At 30.2% G+C, this 24,330-nt stretch carries 21 protein-coding genes and 1 pseudogene; 15 read left to right on the forward strand and 7 right to left on the reverse strand.

Translation table 11 applies throughout. The features are described 5' to 3' along the window. Positions 1–243: 243 nt before the first annotated feature. A complete protein-coding gene (gene mprF, locus HMPREF3241_RS07625) occupies positions 244–2,766 on the forward strand; it encodes a bifunctional lysylphosphatidylglycerol flippase/synthetase MprF (RefSeq protein ID WP_002446375.1) in 2,523 nt (840 codons plus the stop codon). A 202-nt stretch (positions 2,767–2,968) separates the two neighbouring features. Here mprF and msrA read toward each other — a convergent pair whose 3' ends face one another. Then, positions 2,969–3,484 (reverse strand): peptide-methionine (S)-S-oxide reductase MsrA, encoded by a 516-nt coding sequence (msrA, locus tag HMPREF3241_RS07630; RefSeq protein ID WP_002446376.1) that lies wholly within the window; start codon positions 3,482–3,484, stop codon positions 2,969–2,971. 135 nt (positions 3,485–3,619) lie between these two features. Between msrA and HMPREF3241_RS07635 the strand changes: the two genes are divergently transcribed. Continuing rightward, positions 3,620–4,609 carry an LCP family protein gene (locus HMPREF3241_RS07635; protein ID WP_002446377.1) on the forward strand — a complete coding sequence of 330 codons (990 nt, stop codon included), beginning with the start codon at positions 3,620–3,622 and terminating at the stop codon, positions 4,607–4,609. 62 nt (positions 4,610–4,671) lie between these two features. Here HMPREF3241_RS07635 and HMPREF3241_RS07640 read toward each other — a convergent pair whose 3' ends face one another. Next, positions 4,672–4,857, reverse strand: a complete 186-nt coding sequence (locus HMPREF3241_RS07640; protein WP_001831035.1) for a 2-hydroxymuconate tautomerase — start codon at positions 4,855–4,857, stop codon at positions 4,672–4,674. A gap of 143 nt (positions 4,858–5,000) precedes the next feature. Here HMPREF3241_RS07640 and HMPREF3241_RS07645 point away from each other — a divergent pair, with 143 nt between their 5' ends. Beyond that, positions 5,001–6,263 (forward strand): Y-family DNA polymerase, encoded by a 1,263-nt coding sequence (locus HMPREF3241_RS07645; protein WP_002446378.1) that lies wholly within the window; start codon positions 5,001–5,003, stop codon positions 6,261–6,263. Between the two features lie 73 nt (positions 6,264–6,336). Here HMPREF3241_RS07645 and HMPREF3241_RS07650 read toward each other — a convergent pair whose 3' ends face one another. Next, positions 6,337–7,425, reverse strand: a complete 1,089-nt coding sequence (locus tag HMPREF3241_RS07650) for a prephenate dehydrogenase (protein WP_002446379.1) — start codon at positions 7,423–7,425, stop codon at positions 6,337–6,339. Between the two features lie 660 nt (positions 7,426–8,085). On the opposite strand from HMPREF3241_RS07650, the pseudogene HMPREF3241_RS07655 reads away from it, so the two are divergent. The 12 genes and pseudogenes from HMPREF3241_RS07655 (at position 8,086) to HMPREF3241_RS07710 (ending at position 20,911) form a co-directional block, all read left to right on the forward strand. Next, positions 8,086–9,492, forward strand: a pseudogene (locus HMPREF3241_RS07655) (anthranilate synthase component I). Further along, entirely contained in the window at positions 9,489–10,055 is a 567-nt protein-coding gene (locus HMPREF3241_RS07660) for an anthranilate synthase component II (RefSeq protein ID WP_002446381.1), read from the forward strand. The pseudogene HMPREF3241_RS07655 and the gene HMPREF3241_RS07660 overlap by 4 nt, the downstream one beginning before the upstream one ends. Positions 10,056–10,057: 2 nt before the next feature. Then, positions 10,058–11,053, forward strand: coding sequence for an anthranilate phosphoribosyltransferase (trpD, locus tag HMPREF3241_RS07665; protein WP_002446382.1), 996 nt, complete (start codon positions 10,058–10,060; stop codon positions 11,051–11,053). Between the two features lie 3 nt (positions 11,054–11,056). Next, a complete protein-coding gene (trpC, locus tag HMPREF3241_RS07670; protein ID WP_002446383.1) occupies positions 11,057–11,845 on the forward strand; it encodes an indole-3-glycerol phosphate synthase TrpC in 789 nt (262 codons plus the stop codon). Next, positions 11,835–12,458 (forward strand): phosphoribosylanthranilate isomerase, encoded by a 624-nt coding sequence (locus HMPREF3241_RS07675; RefSeq protein WP_002446384.1) that lies wholly within the window; start codon positions 11,835–11,837, stop codon positions 12,456–12,458. Before trpC ends, HMPREF3241_RS07675 begins: the two co-directional genes overlap by 11 nt. 3 nt (positions 12,459–12,461) lie before the next feature. Beyond that, positions 12,462–13,697 carry a tryptophan synthase subunit beta gene (gene trpB, locus HMPREF3241_RS07680; RefSeq protein WP_002446385.1) on the forward strand — a complete coding sequence of 412 codons (1,236 nt, stop codon included), beginning with the start codon at positions 12,462–12,464 and terminating at the stop codon, positions 13,695–13,697. Next, positions 13,663–14,394, forward strand: coding sequence for a tryptophan synthase subunit alpha (gene trpA / locus HMPREF3241_RS07685; protein ID WP_002446386.1), 732 nt, complete (start codon positions 13,663–13,665; stop codon positions 14,392–14,394). The genes trpB and trpA overlap by 35 nt, the downstream gene beginning before the upstream one ends. 190 nt (positions 14,395–14,584) lie before the next feature. Continuing rightward, positions 14,585–15,244, forward strand: coding sequence for a type 1 glutamine amidotransferase domain-containing protein (locus HMPREF3241_RS07690; RefSeq protein WP_002446387.1), 660 nt, complete (start codon positions 14,585–14,587; stop codon positions 15,242–15,244). 272 nt (positions 15,245–15,516) lie between these two features. Then, positions 15,517–16,770, forward strand: a complete 1,254-nt coding sequence (locus HMPREF3241_RS07695; protein WP_002490500.1) for an aminoacyltransferase — start codon at positions 15,517–15,519, stop codon at positions 16,768–16,770. Between the two features lie 25 nt (positions 16,771–16,795). Further along, positions 16,796–18,049 (forward strand): aminoacyltransferase, encoded by a 1,254-nt coding sequence (locus HMPREF3241_RS07700; RefSeq protein WP_002446389.1) that lies wholly within the window; start codon positions 16,796–16,798, stop codon positions 18,047–18,049. Positions 18,050–19,071: 1,022 nt separating this feature from the next. Continuing rightward, positions 19,072–19,836: an HAD-IIB family hydrolase gene (locus HMPREF3241_RS07705; protein WP_002446390.1), complete on the forward strand. Its 765-nt coding sequence runs from the start codon at positions 19,072–19,074 to the stop codon at positions 19,834–19,836. A 64-nt stretch (positions 19,837–19,900) separates the two neighbouring features. Continuing rightward, the gene (locus HMPREF3241_RS07710) at positions 19,901–20,911 is read left to right on the forward strand and encodes a siderophore ABC transporter substrate-binding protein (protein WP_002486103.1); all 1,011 of its coding nucleotides are present in this window, start codon (positions 19,901–19,903) and stop codon (positions 20,909–20,911) included. A 129-nt stretch (positions 20,912–21,040) separates the two neighbouring features. On the opposite strand, the gene HMPREF3241_RS07715 is transcribed toward HMPREF3241_RS07710, so the two are convergent. From HMPREF3241_RS07715 to nikB, 4 genes are read right to left on the reverse strand one after another with little or no spacing between them, the layout of a single operon-like run. Beyond that, positions 21,041–21,736, reverse strand: coding sequence for an ABC transporter ATP-binding protein (locus HMPREF3241_RS07715; RefSeq protein WP_002446392.1), 696 nt, complete (start codon positions 21,734–21,736; stop codon positions 21,041–21,043). Positions 21,737–21,738: 2 nt separating this feature from the next. Then, positions 21,739–22,515, reverse strand: coding sequence for an ATP-binding cassette domain-containing protein (locus HMPREF3241_RS07720; protein ID WP_002446393.1), 777 nt, complete (start codon positions 22,513–22,515; stop codon positions 21,739–21,741). Further along, positions 22,478–23,332 (reverse strand): nickel transporter permease, encoded by an 855-nt coding sequence (gene nikC / locus HMPREF3241_RS07725; RefSeq protein ID WP_002446394.1) that lies wholly within the window; start codon positions 23,330–23,332, stop codon positions 22,478–22,480. Before nikC ends, HMPREF3241_RS07720 begins: the two co-directional genes overlap by 38 nt. Next, entirely contained in the window at positions 23,322–24,323 is a 1,002-nt protein-coding gene (nikB, locus tag HMPREF3241_RS07730; protein ID WP_002446395.1) for a nickel ABC transporter permease, read from the reverse strand. Before nikB ends, nikC begins: the two co-directional genes overlap by 11 nt. Positions 24,324–24,330: the final 7 nt, after the last annotated feature.

Below are 24,330 nucleotides of genomic sequence, written 5' to 3' on the forward strand. Positions count from 1 at the left end.
TAATTTAGACTGGAACAACAAAAACAATGTTCCAGTCTTTTTTATTTTAAATCACATACATTTACAATCATGATATGCTTAGTAATCATATGTTAAATGATTTTATTCAAATTAATCCCTCGGATGATGTGAAAATTGTATTACAATAATGTAAGGTTCATCTTGCTTATTGATATTCTATATGACATAGCTTTATGATATATTTTGATATATATCATATTGAATTAGAATCGAAGTGAAAACATGACACAAGAATTAAAAAGTAAATTACTTTCTTTTTTAAAACTTATTTTCGCCACTGCTTTATTTATCTTTGTAATTTTTACACTCTATAGAGAATTATCACATATCAATTTTAAAGAGACATTCATACAGTTTGGCAAAATTAATAGATTATGGCTCGTACTACTATTTGCTGGTGGGGGACTGTCACTCATTTTATTATCACTGTACGATATTATTTTAGTAAAATCTCTTAAACTTAAAATGCCGATGATTAGAGTCTTTAGAGTGAGTTATATTATCAACGCCCTAAATTCTATAATTGGTTTTGGAGGGTTTATAGGTGCAGGTGTAAGAGCTTTTGTATATAAAAATTATACTAATGACACGAAAAAGCTTGTGCAATATATTTCTATTATTTTAGTATCTATGCTTACGGGATTAAGTTTATTATCTATCTTAGTTGTTCTGCGTATATTTAACGCTTCTCACATGATTGATGAAATTTCATGGGTACGTTGGATTTTATATATTGTTGCATTATTTTTACCTATCTTTATTTTCTATACCGTGGCACGACCTGTAGATAGAAATAATCGTTTTATGGGTGTGTATTGTACAGTTGTATCATGTGTTGAGTGGATGGCAGCAGCTACTGTATTATATTTTGCTGCACTGATTGTCGATATACATATCTCATTTATGACTTTTGTAGGTATATTTGTTATTGCAGCTTTATCTGGTTTAGTTAGTTTTATTCCAGGTGGTTTTGGCGCGTTTGATTTAGTCGTGTTACTAGGACTGAAATCACTTGGTATTTCTGAAGAAAAGATACTTCTAGCATTAGTTTTATATCGATTTGCTTATTATTTTGTGCCAGTGATGATTGCACTTATATTATCTTCATTTGAATTTGGAAATACTGCTAAAAAATATCTCGACAATTCGAAGTACTTTATACCTGTAAAAGACTTCACTTCATTTTTGAGATCTTATCAGAAAGATATTTTAGCTAAAATACCTTCATTTTCGTTAGCAATTTTAATATTTTTAACTAGTATTATTTTCTTTATTAACAATTTAACTATTGTCTACGATGGATTGTATGACGGAAATCATTTTGCCTATTATATTGCCTTAGCTATACAAACGGGTGCTTGTTTGTTACTTATTCTAAATGTAAGAGGTATTTATAAAGGCAGTCGTCGAGCAATAATTTATGCCTTTATTTCTATTATTTTAATTGCTAGTGTGACTATATATACTTATGCGTCATTTTTATTATTGTCATGGCTCATTATCATATTTGTGTTACTGATTTTAGCTTATCAACGTGCTCAAGTACTTAAACGACCATTACGCTTTAAAAAGTTGGCGTTTATGCTACTTCTTAGTATCTTTATTCTTTATTTAAATCATATTTTAATATCAGGAACTTTATATGCATTAGATGTTTATCATATTGAGATTGATACGTCTTTATTACGATATTACTTTTGGATGACCATTATTATTATTATGCTACTCGTTGGCGTTATTGCTTGGCTTTTTGATTATAAGTATAAACGTTCTCATCATAGTGTTGATTTAACACTTTGCGATGAAATTATTCAAAAATACGGTGGTAATTATTTAAGTCACCTGGTTTATAGTGGTGACAAAGATTGTTTCTTTAATGAAAATAAAGATTCTTTTATTATGTATCGATATAAGTCCAATGCCCTTGTCGTTTTGGGTGATCCAATTGGCAATACTAAATCATTTGAGTCATTATTAGAAGCATTTTATCAGTTTGCTGAGTATCAAGGTTATGAAATTATTTTTTATCAAATAAGTGATCAATATATGCCTTTATATCATAATTTTGGTAATCAATTCTTTAAATTAGGTGAAGAAGCTATTATTGATTTAACAACGTTTACAACATCTGGTAAAAAACGACGTGGTTTTAGAGCGACGCTTAATAAGTTTGATGATTTAAATATCAATTTTGAAATTATTGAACCACCATTCACTCAAGATTTCTTTGATGAACTTAAATTTGTGAGTGATAAATGGTTGGATGGAAGAAGTGAGATGCATTTTTCTGTAGGTCAATTTACTCAAACTTATTTATCGAAAGCACCTATTGGAGTAATGAGAGATCATTCTGGCAAGATGATTGCATTTTGTAGTTTGATGCCTACTTATTCTAATAATGCAATATCTGTTGATTTAATTAGATGGCTGCCTGAATTGGATTTACCTTTAATGGATGGATTATATCTTCATATGTTGTTATGGAGTAAAGAAAAGGGGTATAAAGCATTTAATATGGGAATGGCGACACTCTCCAATGTAGGTCAATTGCATTATTCTTATTTAAGAGAGAGAATGGCGGGGCGTGTATTTGAACATTTCAATGGTTTATACCGTTTTCAAGGATTAAGACGTTATAAAGAAAAATATAGCCCCAATTGGGAACCTAGATTTTTAGTTTATCAAAAGCATTATTCTCTGTGGGAGAGTATGCTTAAAGTGATGAGAGTCATACGCCATAAATAATGAGTGTTTTAAACATTTATCTCTAAATATCTCTAAATATCTCTAAATATAGCCTGGAACATCAATTGTTGTTCCAGGCATTTTTAATGTAAGGTAGTTGTTGACTAAATTGAAAAAATCTTTTTATCAAAAATCTACATTCATATTTTTATTCTCAAGATGGAGTGATATATTCAAAATGAATCACGGTCCAATCTATTATTTACATATGATTATCTTTGATATAATTAGCACGGTCTTGTTGTTCTTGTTTATAACGTTCAGGGTTCTTTTTGTAAAAATCTTGATGGTATGCTTCCGCTTCATAAAAAGTTGATGCCGGTAAAATTTTTGTTGCAATTGCTTTATCAGCGTTAAAACTATCTTGGAGTTCACATATATATTGTTCAGCTAACTGTCTTTGATGTTCATTTGAATAGAAAATAGCGGTCTTATATTGAGAACCTCTATCTTGAAATTGACCACCATCATCCAAAGGATCGATAACTGAAAAGAAAATTTCTAATAATTTATGATATGAAAATAGAGCAACATCATACTCAATTTTAACCACTTCATAATGCCCAGTAGATCCAGTTTTTACTTCTTCATAAGAAGGATTAACTAAGTGTCCTCCCATATATCCCGATGTGACTTTTTCGATACCATCAAATGTATCAAAAGGTTTAGTCATACACCAAAAACAGCCACCAGCAAAGTATGCAGTATTGATATTCATTTATGCCATCCTCTCATTGGACCTTAGTACCATTTATTAAAAAACTCTTGCAATTTGAATACTTTTTCTATAACGTTAATACATATTAATTATAGTATATAGATATGTAATTTTGAAGGTATAAGGTAGGTAAATATGACTGAACAGAAGGATATTAAAGAAACAGAGTATCGACGACAGAAAGGAACAACTTCGACACCTTCTAGGCGAAGAAATAAAAAAAGAATGCGGAAGTTACCTTTTATCATTTTAATCATTCTTATTATTTTAATTTCTATCATTGTGTATATTACTCATCAGTATAACAGTGGTATGAAGTATGCTAAAGAACATGCTAAGGATGTGAAAGTGCATAAATTTAATGGGAATATGAAAAATGATGGGAAGATTTCAGTTCTTGTCCTTGGTGCAGATAAGGCTCAAGGTGGCAAATCACGTACTGACTCGATTATGATTGTTCAATATGATTACGTACATAAAAAAATGAAAATGATGTCTGTCATGAGAGATATTTATGCTCATATTCCTGGTTATGATAAATATAAAATTAATGCCGCATATTCACTTGGAGGCCCGGAATTGTTAAGAAAATCACTTAACAAAAATTTAGGTATTAATCCTGAGTATTACGCTGTAGTAGATTTTACGGGATTTGAAAAAATGATAGATGAACTACAGCCTAATGGTGTCCCAATTGATGTGGAAAAAGACATGTCTGAAAATATAGGTGTGTCTTTGAAAAAAGGACACCATAAGTTAAATGGTAAAGAATTACTTGGTTATGCTAGATTTCGTCATGATCCGGAAGGAGATTTTGGTCGTGTGAGAAGACAGCAACAAGTGATGCAAACATTAAAACAAGAGTTAGTTAATTTCAATACAGTTGCGAAACTACCAAAAGTTGCTGGTATTTTAAGAGGTTATGTTAACACAAACATGCCTAACTCTGCGATTTTTCAAACAGGTATAAGTTTTGGAATTCGTGGAGATAAAGATGTGCAATCTTTGACAGTTCCTATTAAAGGAAGCTACCAAGATATTAATACAAATAATGACGGTAGTGCGCTTCAAATAGACTCTGAGAAAAATAAGCAAGCAATTAAAAATTTCTTTGAAGATAATTAAAAAATGAATCCCTGAAAGTAAGACAATTAATAATAATTGTTTTACTTTCAGGGATTTTATGTTTACTGATCAGATTTTCTTACGCCACCGACAGCATAATGATCTTTTCTCATTTCTTCAATGACCACGTGAATCGCTTCTTTATTTGCACCTGTAGTTTTTTCTACAGCATGAGTGACTTCCGTAACCAAATCCTTAAGTTGTTCATCAGAACGGCCTTCTAATAATTTCACATTAATGATTGGCATAATCAACATTCTCCTTTGCTATATAACATTGGTTCTTTTAGTATAGCATGAAAATGAGAAGAATGAATAAGAACAAATGTTCTTATTAGCATTGAAATAGAACAAGTGTTCCTATATAATGATTTTGTAAGGGAGGATCAGTTATGTATGATTACAATTTATTAGAAGATAGGGATGTACTCTGCATAGACCAAAAAAGTTTTTTTGCGAGTGTATCATGTATGGAAAAAGGATTGGACCCATTAACAACTAAGCTAGCAGTTGTAGCAGATACGAAAAGGCAAGGTTCGGTTGTTCTAGCAGCAACTCCAAAGTTAAAAGAATTAGGTATTAAAACGGGATCAAGACTTTTTGAGATACCGCATCGTAATGACATTTATATTATTAATCCAAGTATGAGAAAGTATTTAAATGTATCTGTTGCAATTTCAAAGATTGCACTGCGGTACGTTCCACCTGAAGATTTACATCAGTATAGTATTGATGAATTTTTCATGGATGTAACGGATAGTTACCATAGATTTAATTCAACAGTTTTTGCTTTTTGTAAAAGATTTCAAAATGAAATATTAGAAGAAACAGGTATTCACTGTACCATTGGAATAGGCTCGAATATGCTATTGAGCAAGGTTGCAATGGATATTGAAGCTAAGCATACGGAAAACGGTATAGCTGAATGGCGTTATCAAGATGTACCTGAAAAATTATGGCCAATTCAACCACTTAGAGATTTTTGGGGGATTAATAAGCGTACAGAAAAGAAATTGAATAAAAGAGGAATATTTACAATAGGAGATTTAGCAAAGTATCCATATCATTATTTAAAAAGAGATTTTGGAGTTTTAGGTATAGATATGCATCTACATGCAAACGGTATTGATCAAAGTAAAGTAAGAGAAAAATATAAAGTAACAAATCCTTCAATATGTAAAAGTCAGATTTTAATGCGAGACTATCAATTTGAAGAATCCAAAGTTGTCATGCAAGAATTGATAGAAGATGTAGCAAGTCGTTTAAGAGCAGAAAAGAAGCTTGCGCGAACAATTCATTTTTCTTTTGGTTATGCAGAAGGTGGCGGCATACATAAGCAATACACCTTGGAGGATCCTACAAATTTAGAAAGAGATATATTCAAAGTCATTAATTATTTTGCAAATCGTCTGTGTGACAAAAAAGCATTGTATAGAACGTTAAGTGTATCGTTAACTCAGTTTATTAAAGAAAGCGATCGACAACTTAACTTATTCATTGATGAATATGAACGTAAGAAAGATGAAAAACTTGCTAAAACCATTGATCACTTACATTTAAAATATGGAAAAGGAATTGTGTCAAAAGCGACTTCATACACCGAAGCTGGTACAAAGCATGGTCGATTAGGACTAATGGCTGGTCATAAAATGTAGATATACAAAGAGAGTTCCCCCTCGTCGTGCAACATATAGAAGCGAAAAGATAACGACTGGAAGGAGGATTTATTTAATAATAAGTATCAAAATTTGCGAGGGCTTTTATAGCATTCTCTCGATCTTCGGGATTTTTAAAACTGATTTGTAAAGCACCATAAATATCTTCACGTACTTCTAAAATCTTCAAGTTTATAATAGAAATATTATGTGAACTTATGATGTTTGTAATTTGACTTATCATACCCGGTTTATCAGGGATATCAACATAAAGATCATACGCAGTAGATATTGCACCGTGTTGTTTAACAGGAAGTTGATCACGATAATCTTTAGCTTTAACGAAGAAATCGTAAATACTATTACTATTTTGTTCTTGTATCAAATGTTCAATACCAGTAATTTGTTCCTTAATCTCGTTAAGTAAAGATAAAATATGATTTGGATTATTTAAAGTGATGTCCTTCCACATCTGAGCATTACTACTTGCTATACGAGTTATATCTCTAAAGCCACCGGCTGCTAATTTTTCGATTAAAGAATGGTCTTTGACATGATTAGCACTTAGATGAACTAAAATTGAAGCGATGATATGTGGAACATGACTCACTATACCGGTTACGAAATCATGTTCATTTGCATGGGTAACGATAAATTTTGCTAAAGTAGGTTTAAGTAATTTTTTTAAATATGTCGCGGATTCATTGTTTTCCATTTCATTAAATACAAGAATGTAATAAGCATTTTCAAATAAATGTTTTTTCGCGTTTAAAACACCAGATTTATGACTTCCTGCCATAGGATGACCACTAATTAAATGAATATCATGTTTTAATAATTCTTTTTCAAATGATTGTATAGTAAGTTTGGTACTACCTGTGTCTGTTACAATCAAATGAGTTTTTGTATTGTAATTTGTAAGTTCAGATAGATACTTAATTGTTTGCTCAACAGGAGTGGCAAAAATGATTATATCTGCTATCTCAACAGCAGCAGCATAATCATTAACTTTTTGATCAATAATACCTATAGAAAGGGCTTTATCAAGTTGTGTGTAGTCTGAATCGTATGCAAGAATATTGAAATTACTGTAATGATATTTTAAATTACTCGCCAAGCTACCGCCAATAAGGCCTAACCCTACAAATAAAATATTTCGCATAGAGCGCCTCCTTGTTTCAGAATTTTCAGAATAACAATATTGTATATGAGTCATTTCAAGTATTCAATAACAAATATAACTTATGTATGATTTTAAGTTATTAAATAAAGAAGAATTTATAGTTTAATTTCAGTACGTTTTTGTATAGGACATAAAGATAAACTCAACAAATTTTTCAATTTAATTTTAAAGTCAGTTGACAAATTAGAGAAAGATGAGTATTATATTAAATAATTAGAAAAATCAGATAATTTGATTGATAGAGTAATCATTATATTTTGTAGCAAGCAGAAAGCTAATGGTAGATGTAAATTAGCACATGATAATAGATGAAATGGGCTTTCAAATTTTAACTTAATCATTAAAGTGAACATATTTGTTAACTAAGGTGGCACCACGGTAACGCGTCCTTATAGAATGATAGCGTTATTGTGGTTTTTTTGAAGCAAAATGAAGTATCTAAAGTTGAGGTAGCACCAGAAAGTTAGTGGTAGATGAGAACTAACACCGTCTTTAGTGAAATTGGGTTTTGTGGAACAACTTAAAATAAATTGAACAAGTGAGCTATGAATATATTATATTCTGCTAATAAAGGTGGTACCACGCGTCAGCGTCCTTATAACGAAGGAGGCTGATTTTTTTTGGAAAAGGAGGAAATCAATGGATATTGTATACAAAAAAGTGAATGCTCAAATTACGCCAGAGGCTTTAGCAAAATTAAAACAAAAAAAGATTATTTTTGAAAGTACCAATCAACAGCAACTTAAAGGTAGGTACTCGATAGTAATATTCGATCATTATGGCAAAATTACATTAGATAATTCTCAACTTTTAATTAAGCTAGACAACCATTGTGAAATAATTAAGAATCAACCGTATCAACGACTTAAGGAATTAGTAGATAAATATTATTTTGAAATAAAAGATAAATATTTAAAAGATTTGCCTTTTATTTCCGGCTTTATAGGGACTTGTAGCTTTGATTTAGTACGACATGAATTTAAAAAATTACAAGATATTAAATTATAAGATCATCAAACTCATGATGTCCAATTTTATCTAGTGGAAGATGTATTTGTTTTTGATCATTATAAAGATGAATTATATATTATCGCAAGTAACTTATTTTCTGATAGAACAAAAGAAAGATTAAAGGAATCTATTGAACGAAAAATTGAAGACTTAAAAAAGATACACTTTTCGGTTGAGGATATAAAATATAAATCCATCCCTCGACATATAACCACCAATATATCAGAGCAAAAGTTTGTTCAGACTATAAGAAGACTAAAAAAGAAAATTACTGAAGGAGATATGTTTCAAGTAGTTCCTTCAAGAATTTATAGTTATAAACACCATTTTCAACATAATTTACATCAATTAACTTTTCAGTTATATCAAAATTTAAAGAGACAAAATCCTAGTCCATATATGTATTACATTAATAAAGATATGCCGATTGTAATAGGAAGTTCTCCTGAAAGTTTTGTAAAGGTGAAAAATGGAAAAGTTTATACGAATCCTATAGCTGGAACAATTAAAAGAGGTCAAAATAAAATAGAAGATGAAAATAATGAAAAGACATTAATGAAAGATGAAAAGGAATTGAGTGAACATCGTATGCTCGTAGATTTAGGAAGGAATGACATTCATCGAATAAGTAAAACAGGCACTTCACAAATTACAAAACTAATGACAATAGAACGTTATGAACATGTCATGCATATCGTTAGTGAAGTCACTGGAGAATTAAAACCAAATCTATCTCCTATGAGCGTCATCGCAAGTTTACTACCAACAGGTACTGTCTCAGGTGCACCTAAACTTAGAGCTATACAGAGAATATACGAATCTTATCCATATAAAAGAGGTATCTATAGCGGTGGTGTTGGGTATATCAACTGTAATCATCATTTAGATTTTGCATTGGCTATACGCACCATGATTATCGATGAGGAAACCGTCAGTGTCGAGGCAGGATGTGGAATAGTATATGATTCTATTCCAGAGAAAGAACTTGAAGAAACAAAACTTAAAGCTAAAAGTTTATTGGAGGTAACTCCATGATATTAATAATAGATAACTATGATTCTTTTACCTATAATCTTGTAGATATTGTAGAAAAACAATGTGAAACGATTGTTAAATATCCCGACGACCCAAATATATGTAATCTGAAAGGTATTACAGCAGTCATTATCTCACCAGGACCTGGACATCCATTAGACAATCAATTATTAATTAAATTAATTGAAAATTTCGAAAATTTACCCATTTTAGGTGTTTGCTTAGGTGCACAAGCGCTCACTTGTTATTACGGTGGCGATGTCATACAAGGTAGTTGTGTCAAACATGGAAAAGTAGATACTTTAACTATTGTTAATCGGTCACCTCTATACAAAGGAATTAAGTCAAGTTTCAAAGTTATGCGTTATCATTCATTAATTAGTGATCCATGCTCATTTCCAGAAAGTTTATTAATCACTGGCCAAACATATGATTGTATACAATCTTTCCAACACAAAAATAGAAAGCATTATGGCATACAGTTTCATCCAGAGTCCTTCGCTACAGAAAATGGGAAACAAATCATTATTAATTTTATCAATATAGCAACGAGAGGAAGTTGAAAATGCCCCTTCTTGAGAAAATTAAACAAAATAAATCCTTATCTAAAAAAGATATGCAATCATTTATTATTACACTATTTGATTCAAATATTGAAACCAATGTAAAGGTAGAATTATTGAAAGCTTATACAAACAAAGACATGGGTCAATATGAGCTAACGTATTTAGTTGAATACTTTATTCAGACAAACTATCCAGACCAACCATTTTATAATAAAGCTATGTGTGTATGTGGCACAGGTGGAGATCAATCAAATAGCTTTAATATTTCTACAACTGTAGCTTTTGTTGTAGCAAGTGCAGGAGTGCCAGTAATTAAACACGGAAACAAAAGTATTACTTCACATTCAGGAAGTACAGATGTACTACATGAAATGAATATAAAAACAAACAAAATGTATGAAGTAGAGCAACAATTAAATTCGAAAGGATTAGCATTCATAAGTGCAACGGATTCTTATCCAATGATGAAAAAACTTCAATCAATTAGAAAATCGATTGCAACACCTACAATTTTTAACTTGATTGGACCATTAATTAATCCTTTCAAATTAACTTATCAAGTGATGGGGGTATATGAAGCTTCACAACTCGAAAATATAGCACAAACATTAAAAGATTTAGGTAGAAAACGAGCAATTTTAATTCATGGTGCAAATGGTATGGATGAAGCCACGCTCTCTGGTGAAAATATCATTTATGAAATCAACAGCGAAAGCGCATTAAAAAAATATAGTTTAAAAGCAGAAGAAGTTGGTTTAGCTTATGCAAAGAATGACACATTGATAGGTGGTTCACCTCAAAAAAATAAACAAATTGCATTGAATATTCTAAGTGGCAATGATCAATCAAGTAAACGAGATGTAGTTTTGTTAAATGCTGGAATTGCTTTATATGTTGCTGAGCAAGTGGAAAGTATCAAACATGGCGTAGAGCGAGCGAAATATCTTATTGATACAGGTATGGCAATGAAACAATATTTGAAAATGGGGGGTTAAGTAATGACTATTTTAAATGAAATTATAGAGTATAAAAAAACCTTGCTTGAGCGTAAATACTATGATAAACAACTTGAAATTTTACAAGATAACGGAAATGTTAAGAGGAGAAAGCTGATTGAATCACTTAACAATGATAAAAGATTATCAGTTATTGCTGAAATAAAATCGAAAAGCCCATCTGTACCTCAATTACCGCAACGTGATCTTGTTCAACAAGTTAAAGATTATCAAAAATATGGTGCTAATGCTATTTCAATATTAACTGATGAAAAATACTTTGGCGGTAGTTTTGAACGATTAAATCAGTTATCAAAGGTAACATCATTACCAGTTTTATGTAAAGATTTTATTATTGACAAAATTCAAATAGATGTTGCAAAACGAGCTGGTGCATCTATTATTTTATTAATAGTAAATATTTTAAGTGATGATCAATTAAAGGAATTTTATTCATATGCGACAAACCACAATTTAGAAGTTCTAGTAGAAGTTCATACAATTAGTGAACTTGAACGTGCACACCAAATTAATCCTAAAATTATTGGTGTTAATAATCGTGATTTAAAGCGATTTGAAACCGATGTTCTACATACAAATAAATTACTAAAGTTTAAAAAGTCTAATTGCCGCTACATTTCAGAGAGTGGCTTTCATACAAAAGAAGATGTTGAGAAAATAGTAGATTCAAGTATTGACGGTTTACTTGTAGGGGAGGCATTAATGAAAACAAATGACTTAAGTCAGTTTTTGCCTAGTTTAAAGTTAAAGAAGGATCTCTATGATAATTAAATTTTGTGGTTTTAAAACCGAAAGTGATATTAAGAAAATTAGAAAAATAGAAGTTGATGCAGTAGGGTTTATACATTATCCCAATAGTAAGAGACATGTCTCACTGAATCAATTAAAATATTTGGCTAAAATAGTGCCAGATCATATAGAGAAAGTAGTTGTTGTCGTAAATCCTCAAATATCCACCATAAAAAGAATAATTAATCAAACTGATATTAACACAATCCAATTACATGGAAATGAGAGCATTGAATTAATTAGAAATATTAGGAAACTTAATTCAAAAATAAGAATCATAAAAGCAATTCCAGCAACAAGAAATTTAAATAATAACATACAAAAGTATAAAGATGAGATAGACATGTTTATTATAGATACACCATCAATCACATACGGTGGTACAGGTCAAAGTTTTGACTGGAAATTATTAAAAAAAGTAAAAGATGTTGATTTTCTCATTGCGGGTGGTTTGGATTTTGAAAAGATAAAACGATTAGAAAAATATTCATTTGGACAACGTGGTTATGACATCTCAACGGGAATTGAATCACATAATGAAAAAGATTTTAATAAGATGACTCAAATATTAAAATTTTTGAAAGGAGACGTATAATTAATGAAAATTCAAACAGAAGTAGATGAATTAGGCTTTTTCGGTGAATATGGTGGCCAATATGTACCTGAAACATTGATGCCAGCTATTATTGAACTAAAAAAAGCATATGAAGACGCGAAGTTAGATACTCACTTTAAGGAAGAATTTAATTATTATTTAAGTGAATATGTTGGTAGAGAAACGCCTTTAACATTTGCTGAATCATACACAAAATTGTTAGGAGGTGCCAAGATATATCTTAAAAGAGAAGACTTAAATCACACTGGTGCTCATAAAATTAATAACGCGATAGGACAGGCACTATTAGCTAAAAGGATGGGGAAAACTAAATTAGTAGCCGAAACAGGTGCTGGTCAACATGGTGTAGCAAGTGCCACCATCGCTGCTTTATTCGATATGGACCTTATTGTTTTCATGGGAAGTGAAGATATCAAGCGTCAACAACTTAACGTATTTAGAATGGAATTGCTAGGGGCTAAAGTAGTGTCTGTGTCAGATGGGCAAGGAACATTATCAGATGCAGTAAATAAAGCTTTACAATATTGGGTGAATCATGTTGAAGATACACATTATTTGTTAGGCTCAGCGTTGGGACCTGATCCGTTTCCAACAATGGTCAGAGATTTTCAGAGTGTGATTGGTAATGAAATTAAAAGCCAAATTTTAAGTAAAGAAGGACGACTTCCAGATGCGTTAGTCGCGTGTGTGGGTGGAGGATCCAATTCAATAGGTACGTTCTATCCATTTATACAAGATGACGTTAAATTATATGGGGTAGAAGCTGCAGGAAAAGGAAGTCATACGCATAATCATGCCTTAGCCATAGGGAAAGGTAAACCAGGTGTATTACATGGTTCTAGAATGTACCTTATTCAAAATGATGATGGACAAATTGAATTGGCACACTCTATATCAGCAGGACTTGATTATCCAGGTATTGGACCTGAACATTCGTATTATAATGATATTGGTCGTGTATCATATGTAAGTGCTACAGATAATGAAGCTATGGAAGCACTTATAACGTTCTCAAAAGTTGAAGGTATCATTCCAGCAATTGAAAGTGCACATGCATTGAGTTACGTTGAAAAGTTAGCGCCAAATATGGATGAAAATGAAATTATTGTTGTGACTATTTCAGGACGTGGAGATAAAGATATGGAAACAATTAAACAATACAAAGAAAACGGTGGTGAACAAAATGAGCAAATTATTCATTCCGTATATTATGGGTGATTTAAATTTTATTCATCATTTAAAAACATTAACTGAGAATGGAGCAGACATTGTTGAAATTGGTGTGCCATTTTCTGATCCAGTTGCAGATGGACCTATAATTATGAAGGCAGGACGCAAGGCTATTGATGAGGGTTCAAACATTAATTTCATTTTTGATGAATTAATAAAAAATAAAAATACTATTTCATCTAAGTATGTACTGATGACTTATTATAATATTCTAAGTGCTTATGGAGAAAAATTATTTTTGGATAAGTGTGATGAAGCTGGTGTTTATGGTTTAATTATCCCAGATTTACCTTACGAACTTACAAAAAAGTTTAAAAAAGAATTTTATCATCATTCTGTTAAAATAATATCGTTAATTGCTATGACCGCAAGTGATGCTAGGATTATGCAAATTGCAAAGAATTCAGAAGGATTTATTTACACGGTAACAATGAATGCCACAACAGGTAATAGTGGGGAGTTCCATCCAGATTTAAAGAGAAAAATTGAATATATAAAAAAAGTTTCAAAAATTCCTGTGGTTGCTGGATTTGGTATCAAAAATCCTGAACATGTTAAAGATATAGCGTCCGTTGCAGATGGTATTGTAATTGGTAGTGAAATTGTAAAACGTATTGAAATAGATTCAAGAAAAGAATTTATCACTTATATCAAATCAATCAGAACTGCGTTGAATTCTTTTTAAGAATATATATAAAGTTAAATCAAAGTTAAGAAAACAGATGAAAAATATACATAGCAAAAACAATGATTACTCTATGAATTAACTATTATGCTAATAGTAACTTCAAAAAATTAAATGATCCTAATTGAATAATCTACTACTAATGTGGGTAAATATTAATTACAATTAATTTGAAGAGGTGTATATATTCATGAGTAAAAAAGTTTTATTTGTTTTAACAAGTACAAGTCAATTTACAGATGGTACAGAAACTGGATTATGGTTAGAAGAAGCAGGAGCACCATATAATATATTGACTGAAGAAGGTATCAATGTAGATGTTATATCTATTAAAGGTGGAAAAGTAAATCTTGATCCAAATTCTGTTTCTAATGAATCACTTAATCAGTATGCTAAATTCGTGTCACACTTAAACGATACACCTAGTATCGAAAATGTAAATGCAGATGAGTATGACGCTATTTATCTACCAGGTGGACATGGTACTGTATACGATTTTGCCAATAATGAGAAATTAGCTGATATTTTACTTCAATTTAAAAATAGTAATAAAGTCATCTCTTCAGTATGTCATGGACCTAGTGCGTTTGTAGGTGTAAAAGATGCAAATAATGACTATCTAGTAGATGGTGTCAAAATAACTTCATTTACTGATAGTGAAGAAAAAGCAATGGGATTTGAAAATAAAGTGCCATTTTTAACTCAATCTAAATTAGAAGAGCAAGGTGCAAATTTTGTAGTGAAAGATGACTTTACATCTCACGTAGAAAAAGATGGGCAATTTATCACTGGACAAAATCCCCAATCAAGTGAAGAAATTGGTAAAGCACTTGCAAATGAATTAAAATAATAGTAAATAATTAGTGATATGGGCGACATTACTGTTTAGCCCATATTATTTTATACATAAACAGAATAAACGAGATTTAACTTTTAATTTTACATATAAGTTTTGCAGGATAATATTTTAGTTTTCACTACAACTATTGTATACTTGTTTAGATTAGAAATATAAATAGTATTAAATGAACCGAATGTTAAATATAAAAGGTGAAGTAAAACGACCTATTTTTCTAAAAATAAAAAGAAATAGATATAAAGATATAAATGGGAGTTATGAAGATGAAGTTTACGAATTTGACAGCTAAAGAATTTAGTGACTTTACTGATCGTATGACATATAGCCATTTTACACAAATGGAAGGTAATTACGAATTAAAGGTTGCTGAAGGTACCGAGTCACATTTAGTTGGAATTAAAAATAATGATAACGAAGTGATTGCAGCTTGTTTATTAACAGCTGTTCCTGTAATGAAAATATTTAAATATTTCTATTCCAATCGCGGTCCAGTAATAGATTATAATAATAAAGAGCTTGTACATTTTTTCTTTAATGAATTGAGTAAATATGTAAAAAAATATAATTGTTTATATTTAAGAGTTGACCCATACCTTCCATATCAATATTTAAATCATGAGGGAGAAATAACTGGAAATGCAGGTCATGATTGGATTTTTGATGAATTAGAGAGTTTAGGATATAAACACGAAGGATTCCATAAAGGATTTGATCCTGTATTACAAATCCGATATCATTCTGTTCTAAATTTAGCAAACAAAAGTGCTAATGATGTTTTAAAAAACATGGATGGTTTAAGAAAACGTAATACTAAAAAAGTTAAGAAAAATGGAGTTAAAGTCCGCTTTTTATCTGAAGAAGAATTACCTATATTTAGGTCATTTATGGAGGATACCTCTGAAACTAAAGATTTTGCAGATAGAGATGATAGTTTTTATTACAACAGATTCAAACACTATAAAGACCGTGTTTTAGTACCACTAGCCTATATTAACTTTGATGAGTACATAGAGGAACTAAATAATGAAAGAAATGTGCTTAATAAAGATTATAATAAAGCTTTAAAAGACATTGAGAAGCGTCCAGAGAATAAAAAAGCACATAACAAAAAAGAAAATTTAGAACAACAACTTGATGCAAACCAGCAAAAAATTAATGAAGCCGAAAACTTAAAACAAGAACATGGCAATGAATTACCCATCTCTGCTGGCTTCTTTATAATCAATCCGTTTGAAGTAGTTTACTACGCTGGTGGAACTTCAAATCGTTACCGCCATTTTGCAGGGAGCTATGCGGTTCAATGGAAGATGATTAACTATGCAATTGAACATGGTATTGATCGGTATAATTTCTATGGTATTAGTGGTGACTTTAGTGAAGATGCCGAAGATGCTGGCGTAGTTAAGTTTAAAAAGGGCTATGATGCCGATGTTATAGAATACGTTGGTGACTTTATTAAACCTATTAATAAACCAATGTATAACATTTATAGAACACTTAAAAAACTAAAGAAATAGATTTTAAGAAGGGAATTATCTAATTATGAAATTTACAGAGTTAACAGTTAAAGAATTTGAAAACTTTGTACAAAATCCATCATTAGAAAGTCATTATTTCCAAGTGAAGGAAAATATTGCTACACGTGAATCAGATGGGTTTCAAGTAGTGTTATTAGGTGTAAAAGACGACGACAATAGAGTGATAGCAGCTAGCCTGTTTTCTAAAATCCCTACAATGGGCAGTTATGTGTATTATTCCAATAGAGGCCCTGTAATGGACTATTCAGATTTAGGTTTAGTGGATTTTTATTTAAAAGAGCTTGATAAATATTTACATCAACATCAATGCTTATATGTAAAATTAGATCCTTACTGGTTGTATCAAGTTTATGATAAGGATATTAATCCTTTAACAGAAAAAAATGATGCTTTAGTAAATCTATTTAAATCACATGGTTATGATCATCATGGATTTACAACCCAATATGATTCTTCCAGCCAAGTTAGATGGATGGGGGTATTAGATTTAGAGGGCAAAACCCCTACATCTCTAAGGAAAGAGTTTGATAGTCAAAGAAAACGAAATATTAATAAAGCGATAAACTACGGTGTGAAAGTTAGATTTCTTAGTAAGGATGAATTTGATTTATTCTTAGACTTATACCGAGAGACTGAAGCTAGAACTGGATTTGCTTCTAAAACTGACGATTATTTCTATAACTTTATAGAGCATTATGGCGATAAAGTATTAGTTCCTTTAGCTTACATAGATTTAAGTGAATATATACAACATTTGCAAGAATCACTAAATGATAAAGAAAATCGACGTGATGATATGATGGCGAAAGAAAATAAAACAGATAAACAGTTAAAGAAAATCGCTGAGTTAGATAAACAAATTGATCACGATAAAAAAGAATTACTTCAAGCTAGTGAATTACGTCAAACAGATGGCGAAATTTTAAATTTAGCGTCAGGAGTATACTTTGCTAATGCATATGAAGTGAACTATTTCTCTGGAGGGTCTTCAGAAAAATATAATCAATATATGGGACCATATGCAATGCATTGGCACATGATTAATTATTGTTTTGATAACGGCTATGATAGATACAATTTCTATGGCTTATCAGGTGATTTTACTGAAAACAGTGAAGACTATGGTGTTTATCGCTTTAAGAGAGGTTTTAATGTTAAGATTGAGGAATTAATCGGTGATTTCTATAAACCAATCAATAAAGTGAAATATTGGTTATTCAATACATTAGACCGCATACGTAATAAACTGAAAAAGTAAAAATAAATGATACAAGAAGATGACGAGCAGATTGAGATATCCAATCTGCTCGTTTAGCTTTAGAGAAGGGTTATGTACTCTAAAGCACTCGGCGTAGGATGTTTAAGTCTAGGATGTAAATTCGTGTTGTTCCCTACATATTTAATCATAGCATATTATTCGAACTATACAATAATACTCACCAATATATTTTTTATATTCAAATTATAAGTTTGTAATACTAAATTATTTTAAATGTAGTTCTATTAGTAGAATGAGAAGAATATAAAAATGTTATGTAAACTAAAGGTATAATTATACTACTATTTAATAATAATATTTATAATTCCCTTATATTATTATTTGTAGTTGTGAATTTGGGTGTTGTAACAAAAGATTTTTGGTGATTTATCTAAATATAAAAATGAATATTCATGATTATAGCAATTATATTGCTAAGTAGTTGTAACGTATATAATTTATTATCATACTACTTAATTGCATTCAAACGTGATAAATTAACAACGTAATGCTATTGTGTATTACGTTGTTAATTATTAATGATGTTATTTAAAGAAACATTTCTTGTAAATGCAAAGAAATAAATATTTAAGTCTTTAATGAATAAATAACTCTTGATCAATACAATAACTTTTAACACATGTAAAAACTGCCAAATAAAAAAATATATAGTATATATAACAACATAAATGAAGCATATGTTCATCTATATGGCTAAGAATCTTAATTTTTTATTTTAGTTTACATAATATATATTATAGGAAGTTGTGTGTACCACCATAAAAGCCCCTCACTCAATTTATTGGTATATCTAAATGGCATCTATATTTATTATCTATAAAGTTTCCACTTATTTGCTTTTTAGTTGAGATTATTATAGCAATCTATACATGTTAATCTATAGAGACTAACAAGTTGGAATGCCAAGTTTCAAGTTTATACAATTTAAATCAAAATATTTAAATTTGAGTTCATACTCATATGCTATAATTAAATCATTCTAATTTTTGGAGTGACTAATAATGAATTTTATTTTTGATATTGATGGTACGATTTGTTTTGATGGATGTTCTATTGATCCATCTATTAAGCAAAGACTTTTCAAGCTACGTCAAGCTAATCACAATGTAATGTTTGCATCAGCACGTCCCATTAGAGACTTGCTTCCAGTCATTCCTGAATTTGCGGATGATACCTTGATTGGTGGTAATGGCTCAATTATATCTAAAAATGGACAAATCGAAATTGTTTCGGTAATCAATGAGCATGATATTAGTCTAATTAAAAAGCTTATAAAGAAATATCAATTATCATACATCATTGATGATAAATTTAATTATGCTTCAAATTTGGATACTAATAATGAACTGTATCAACGTATTGATCCTGATGGTAAAGCACAATCTCTAGATATGGATGAGATTCGAAATCCTATAAAAGCAATTCTATTAAATATAGATAAAAAAAATTTTGACATGATTGCTCATCAATTAGTAAGTCAGTCTCACGGTATTGAATTAATTCGTCATTACAGTGAGTCCTATATTGATGTAACGGCACGTGGCGTTGATAAGTATACTACTATTCAATATGTTTTAGGAACTAATAGTGATTATATCGCTTTTGGTAATGATCACAATGATGTTCATATGCTTGAACATGCGAGCCAAGGTTATTTTGTGACTAATCAATTTATAGAACACACATTATTTTTTAAAAATCAAAATATTACAGTTATTGATGATACAATACATGCAATATGTGAAGTTTTAGATAAATATTTATAACTAACAATCTTCTTATTGAAAATGATTATCAATATCGATTATAATCATTGATAGGAGGATTACTATGAAAAAATTATTAACATTAATATCTATTATTCTTTATGCAATAGTATTAACAGCATGCGGAAATGATAAATCAGGTAATAGTTATGATTCAAAAAAAACAGTGACTATTAAAAATACATATGAATTTAAGGACAAGAATAATACACATCATCGTGGTGAAACGAAAACTGACACTGTTAAGGTGCCTTATAATCCCCATCGTGTAGCGGTTCTTGATTATGGTGCACTAGATGTAATGAAACAATTAGGATTACAAAATAAGATTGTTTCAATTGCAAAAGGTCAAGGAAATGCATTCTTACCTTCCTCTTTAGCTGAGTTTAAAGATGATAAATATTCTAATTTAGGTAACCCAGGTCGACCAAATTTTGATCAATTAGCTAAATCTAAACCAGAGCTCATTCTAGCATCTTTTAGACAAGCCCATACTAAGACAATTGACGAAATGAAAAAAGCAGCACCTAATGCTAAAATTCTATTCGTAAGTCCAGACAATGATCATTATTTAAGTTCAATAAAATCTCATACATCAACAATTGGTAAAATATTCAATAAAGAGAATGAAGCCAATGATTTAAATAAAAAATTAGAACAACAAGTAACTGAAACTAAGAAAAGTATTAATCATGACTCAGTATTATTCCTAGTTGTTGATGATAAAGGGATAAAAGCATTTAGTTCAAATGGTCGCTTTGGAGGATTTTTAAACAAAGATTTGGGCATTAAACATGTTGATAAAAACATGAAAGATAATTCAGCTGGAAATAATATTAATTATGAATATCTTAACAAAGTTAACCCTGATAAAATATTTGTAATAGATCGAACGAAGAATGGCACTGATAATAAGGAACCAAGCATCTTACAAAATAAAGTTATTGAAAATGTAAAAGCTATAAAAAATCATCAAGTTTATCAATTTGAATCCAATGCATGGTACTTTGGTGAAGGTGGCAATCAATTAACGATTGAACAACTCAAGAGAATTAAAGATGCATTCCAAAAGTAAAATGATTATATAGCGGTAAAATTTACTCAAATGATTAACTAATAACCCCCAAAAGTTAGATTTTAATTCCAACTTTTGGGGGTTATTATGTGAATAAAAATATCTTAATCATTTAAATGACTATATTCATTATTCATACGTTTGAATTAATAGTTTTGTATATGGATGTCTTTGATGGTTAAATAAATCTTTACTTTTAAATTCATCTACTATTTGACCGTCTTTGATAACTATTATCCTATTCGTTAACCTTTGTAAAACAGATAAATCATGCGAGATGACAATTAATGTTTTATTTTCAATGTTTTTTTCATTAAGTAAAATATTGATTACATTTTGTTCGGCCATGACGTCTAAGTTCGAAGTTATTTCATCACAAACTAATATATCTGGTTGTGCTAAGAGAGAACGAATAATATTTAATCTTTGTAGTTGCCCACCACTTACCTCTTGAGGAAACTTTGTTATTAGATCTGTAGACAAATTAAATTCAATTAAATAGTTAAGAATGATATTTTTGATATTTTGTGGTTTTAATTGTCGATAAAATAAAAGTGGCTCTCTCAATGACTGTTCAATCGTGAATTGACGATCAAAACTTTCTGTCGCATGCTGAAAAATAGGAAGAACCTTAGAAGAATTGATAATTATTTTACCTTTTGTTGGCTTTAATTGACCTAATATTAAAGAACCAATGGTACTTTTTCCAGCACCGCTTTCTCCTAAAATCCCTATTTTTTCTCCACGTTGAATACTTATATTAATATCTTTTAAAACAGGCTGTTTTCTATGATATGAATAATCTACATGATCAAATTGAATCATAATTAGATATTATCCTCCTTTTGCAGCTTGCTTCTATAGCTTAATAATTGTTCTGTATACCGATGAAGATGTTGGTGATTAAATAATTTGCCTATTTCTCCAGATTCAATCATCATGCCATTTTTCATTACATTAAAATAATCAGCATATTTGAGGACATGATTCATGTTATGAGTGATGAGTAATACAGTATTATGATGATCTTTGACAATATGTTGAAGGAGTTGCATTATTTGATGACCGTTCACTACATCTAAAGATGCAACAGGTTCATCTGCAATAATTAATTCTGGATCTAACATTAAAACGCTAGCAATATTAACTCGCTCTAATTGTCCCCCTGAAAGTTGGAAACTATATTTATTAATGATTGATTCATCATTTAAGTTAACCCAAGTTAAAGCTTTTTTTATCTTTTTCAATGCATTATCCTTGGAAACATTAAAATGATAACGATAAATAGCTATAAGTTGTTTATCTAACCGAGTATATTCATTAAAACTTTGAGCATAATTTTGAGAGATATAGCCGATATGTTTACCTAAAAGTTGCTTGATACCAGAAGTATTTTGACCTTGCATTTTAAATTCATCGAAACTCATATGTAACTGAGTAGGTAAATGATTTAATATTGCTTTAACAGTCAAACTTTTTCCAGCACCACTTTCACCTATAATGACATTTAGAGATTGATGATATATATTTAAGTCGACATTTTTAATAATTGCTTGCTCTTCTTTATCACTGATGTTTAGATTTTTTATTGTTAAAAGTTTCAACTTTTACACCTCTTTGTTCTAATAAACGATCTCTTACTGCATCACCAGTTAAATTAAATATCAATATTGTACATGATATCAAAGATGCTGGAGCGATAATCATGATAGGATGTGAAGTAATAAATTCACGCCCTGCTTGTAACATTGCCCCCCACTCTGGAGATGGTGGTTGTGCACCTAAACCTAAAAATGATAATGAACTAATGTATAAAATGATTTTTCCAAAATCAACTATCATAATAACAAATATTGATGGTAAAACTTTTGGTAATAAGTGTTTAAATAAGATATTCAAAGTTGAGACATTAAAATATTGTGCCATCTGTATATACGATTGATTCATTTCGGTATTGACAATCCCTCTTGTCACACGAGTATAATTCATCCATTTTATGATTGTAATAGCTATTACCAAATTCCAAAGACTAGGATGAAAAAAACTTGCTAAGGCAATCATAATAACGAATTCTGGTATGCTTAATCCTATATCAATAATTCGCATGATAATCGTATCAACCCAACCTTTTTTATAGCCTGCAAGTAACCCTAAAGGTACTCCAACCACAACAGTGAACAGTAAAGTAAGTAGTGTAACAAACAATGTTGCACGAGAGCCCACGACTAAACGACTGAATAAATCACGTCCGTAATCATCTGTGCCAAGTAAATGATTCATACTTATAGGTTCAAATGAGTTTGACAAATGTACCTGATACGCAGCTTTATCATTGACTATAAATTGCAATACAATAAGACATATAATATAGACCGTAAAAATGAAAAATATAGTGTTTTTCTTTGACAATTTAAACTTCATCGTTACGACCTTCTTTTTTATGTGAATTTAACCATTTAAACTTTAATGTTTCTTTTTGAGTAATAGTATAACGTTGTTTAGGATCGATGAGTAATGAAAGTAAATCTGCAATTGTGTTTATAATCACAACAAAGAAACCAATAAATAATACACAACCTTGAATGACTGGATAATCTCTCGACTTTATACTATCAACTAAAAAATAGCCTAACCCAGGAATATCAAATAAATTTTCAATGACTACTGTTCCACCTATCAAACTCCCAATGGATAATCCTAATAGAGGTATGATTGGTAGTATCGTAGGTTTAAGGATATCTTGAAAAAGTATATATCTTTCGGGCATACCTCTGAGACGAGACGATTCAACTATAGGTGTTTGATATTGTTCTAATAAAGTAGAACGAATAAATCGAATATAATAAGCACACATTCCAATACTCATGGTAATTATTGGTAAAATATATGAAGCGAAACGCCCCTCATCTGACGTTGGTAAAACATTCAACTTCAAACTAAATATATATAATAAAATAAGACCGATAAAAAATGATGGTAGGCTTACGGATAATGATGTCATAACACGGATTATCCTATCCCAAATTTTATGATAGTAAATCGCTGCTATAATCCCTAATGGTATAGAAATAACTAACGACATTATAAGCGTACCAAAAGTAATTATAAGTGTAGGACCAAGGTAATTTGCTATTTCTCTGATGACAGGCTCATTTGTTTGATAACTTGTTCCTAAATCAAAATGAAACAATTGATTTAACCAGTGCAACCATTGAATAAAAATAGAATCATTTAAGCCAAGCTTATTCTTTGTTGTTTCTATTTGCTCATGAGATACATGTGAAATATCAAGATGTAATATTTTGTCTACAGGATTACCTGGAGAGAGTTTCATTAATATAAATGTGATTGTAGTTAATATAAATAGTACGACAATCATTTGTGAAAGTTTATAAATTATCATTTTAAACATATGTTAG

It is taken from the genome of Staphylococcus sp. HMSC34G04 (genome assembly GCF_001838765.1).
Taxonomy (GTDB): Bacteria; Bacillota; Bacilli; order Staphylococcales; family Staphylococcaceae; genus Staphylococcus; species Staphylococcus epidermidis.

Excerpts from the sequence above, each read along its gene's own strand:
- mprF (WP_002446375.1), top strand. The coding sequence starts at position 244 with ATGACACAAGAATTAAAAAGTAAATTACTTTCTTTTTTAAAACTTATT.
- msrA (WP_002446376.1), bottom strand. The coding sequence starts at position 3,484 with ATGAATATCAATACTGCATACTTTGCTGGTGGCTGTTTTTGGTGTATG.
- HMPREF3241_RS07635 (WP_002446377.1), top strand. The coding sequence starts at position 3,620 with ATGACTGAACAGAAGGATATTAAAGAAACAGAGTATCGACGACAGAAA.
- HMPREF3241_RS07640 (WP_001831035.1), bottom strand. The coding sequence starts at position 4,857 with ATGCCAATCATTAATGTGAAATTATTAGAAGGCCGTTCTGATGAACAA.
- HMPREF3241_RS07645 (WP_002446378.1), top strand. The coding sequence starts at position 5,001 with ATGTATGATTACAATTTATTAGAAGATAGGGATGTACTCTGCATAGAC.
- HMPREF3241_RS07650 (WP_002446379.1), bottom strand. The coding sequence starts at position 7,425 with ATGCGAAATATTTTATTTGTAGGGTTAGGCCTTATTGGCGGTAGCTTG.
- HMPREF3241_RS07660 (WP_002446381.1), top strand. The coding sequence starts at position 9,489 with ATGATATTAATAATAGATAACTATGATTCTTTTACCTATAATCTTGTA.
- trpD (WP_002446382.1), top strand. The coding sequence starts at position 10,058 with ATGCCCCTTCTTGAGAAAATTAAACAAAATAAATCCTTATCTAAAAAA.
- trpC (WP_002446383.1), top strand. The coding sequence starts at position 11,057 with ATGACTATTTTAAATGAAATTATAGAGTATAAAAAAACCTTGCTTGAG.
- HMPREF3241_RS07675 (WP_002446384.1), top strand. The coding sequence starts at position 11,835 with ATGATAATTAAATTTTGTGGTTTTAAAACCGAAAGTGATATTAAGAAA.
- trpB (WP_002446385.1), top strand. The coding sequence starts at position 12,462 with ATGAAAATTCAAACAGAAGTAGATGAATTAGGCTTTTTCGGTGAATAT.
- trpA (WP_002446386.1), top strand. The coding sequence starts at position 13,663 with ATGAGCAAATTATTCATTCCGTATATTATGGGTGATTTAAATTTTATT.
- HMPREF3241_RS07690 (WP_002446387.1), top strand. The coding sequence starts at position 14,585 with ATGAGTAAAAAAGTTTTATTTGTTTTAACAAGTACAAGTCAATTTACA.
- HMPREF3241_RS07695 (WP_002490500.1), top strand. The coding sequence starts at position 15,517 with ATGAAGTTTACGAATTTGACAGCTAAAGAATTTAGTGACTTTACTGAT.
- HMPREF3241_RS07700 (WP_002446389.1), top strand. The coding sequence starts at position 16,796 with ATGAAATTTACAGAGTTAACAGTTAAAGAATTTGAAAACTTTGTACAA.
- HMPREF3241_RS07705 (WP_002446390.1), top strand. The coding sequence starts at position 19,072 with ATGAATTTTATTTTTGATATTGATGGTACGATTTGTTTTGATGGATGT.
- HMPREF3241_RS07710 (WP_002486103.1), top strand. The coding sequence starts at position 19,901 with ATGAAAAAATTATTAACATTAATATCTATTATTCTTTATGCAATAGTA.
- HMPREF3241_RS07715 (WP_002446392.1), bottom strand. The coding sequence starts at position 21,736 with ATGATTCAATTTGATCATGTAGATTATTCATATCATAGAAAACAGCCT.
- nikC (WP_002446394.1), bottom strand. The coding sequence starts at position 23,332 with ATGAAGTTTAAATTGTCAAAGAAAAACACTATATTTTTCATTTTTACG.
- nikB (WP_002446395.1), bottom strand. The coding sequence starts at position 24,323 with ATGTTTAAAATGATAATTTATAAACTTTCACAAATGATTGTCGTACTA.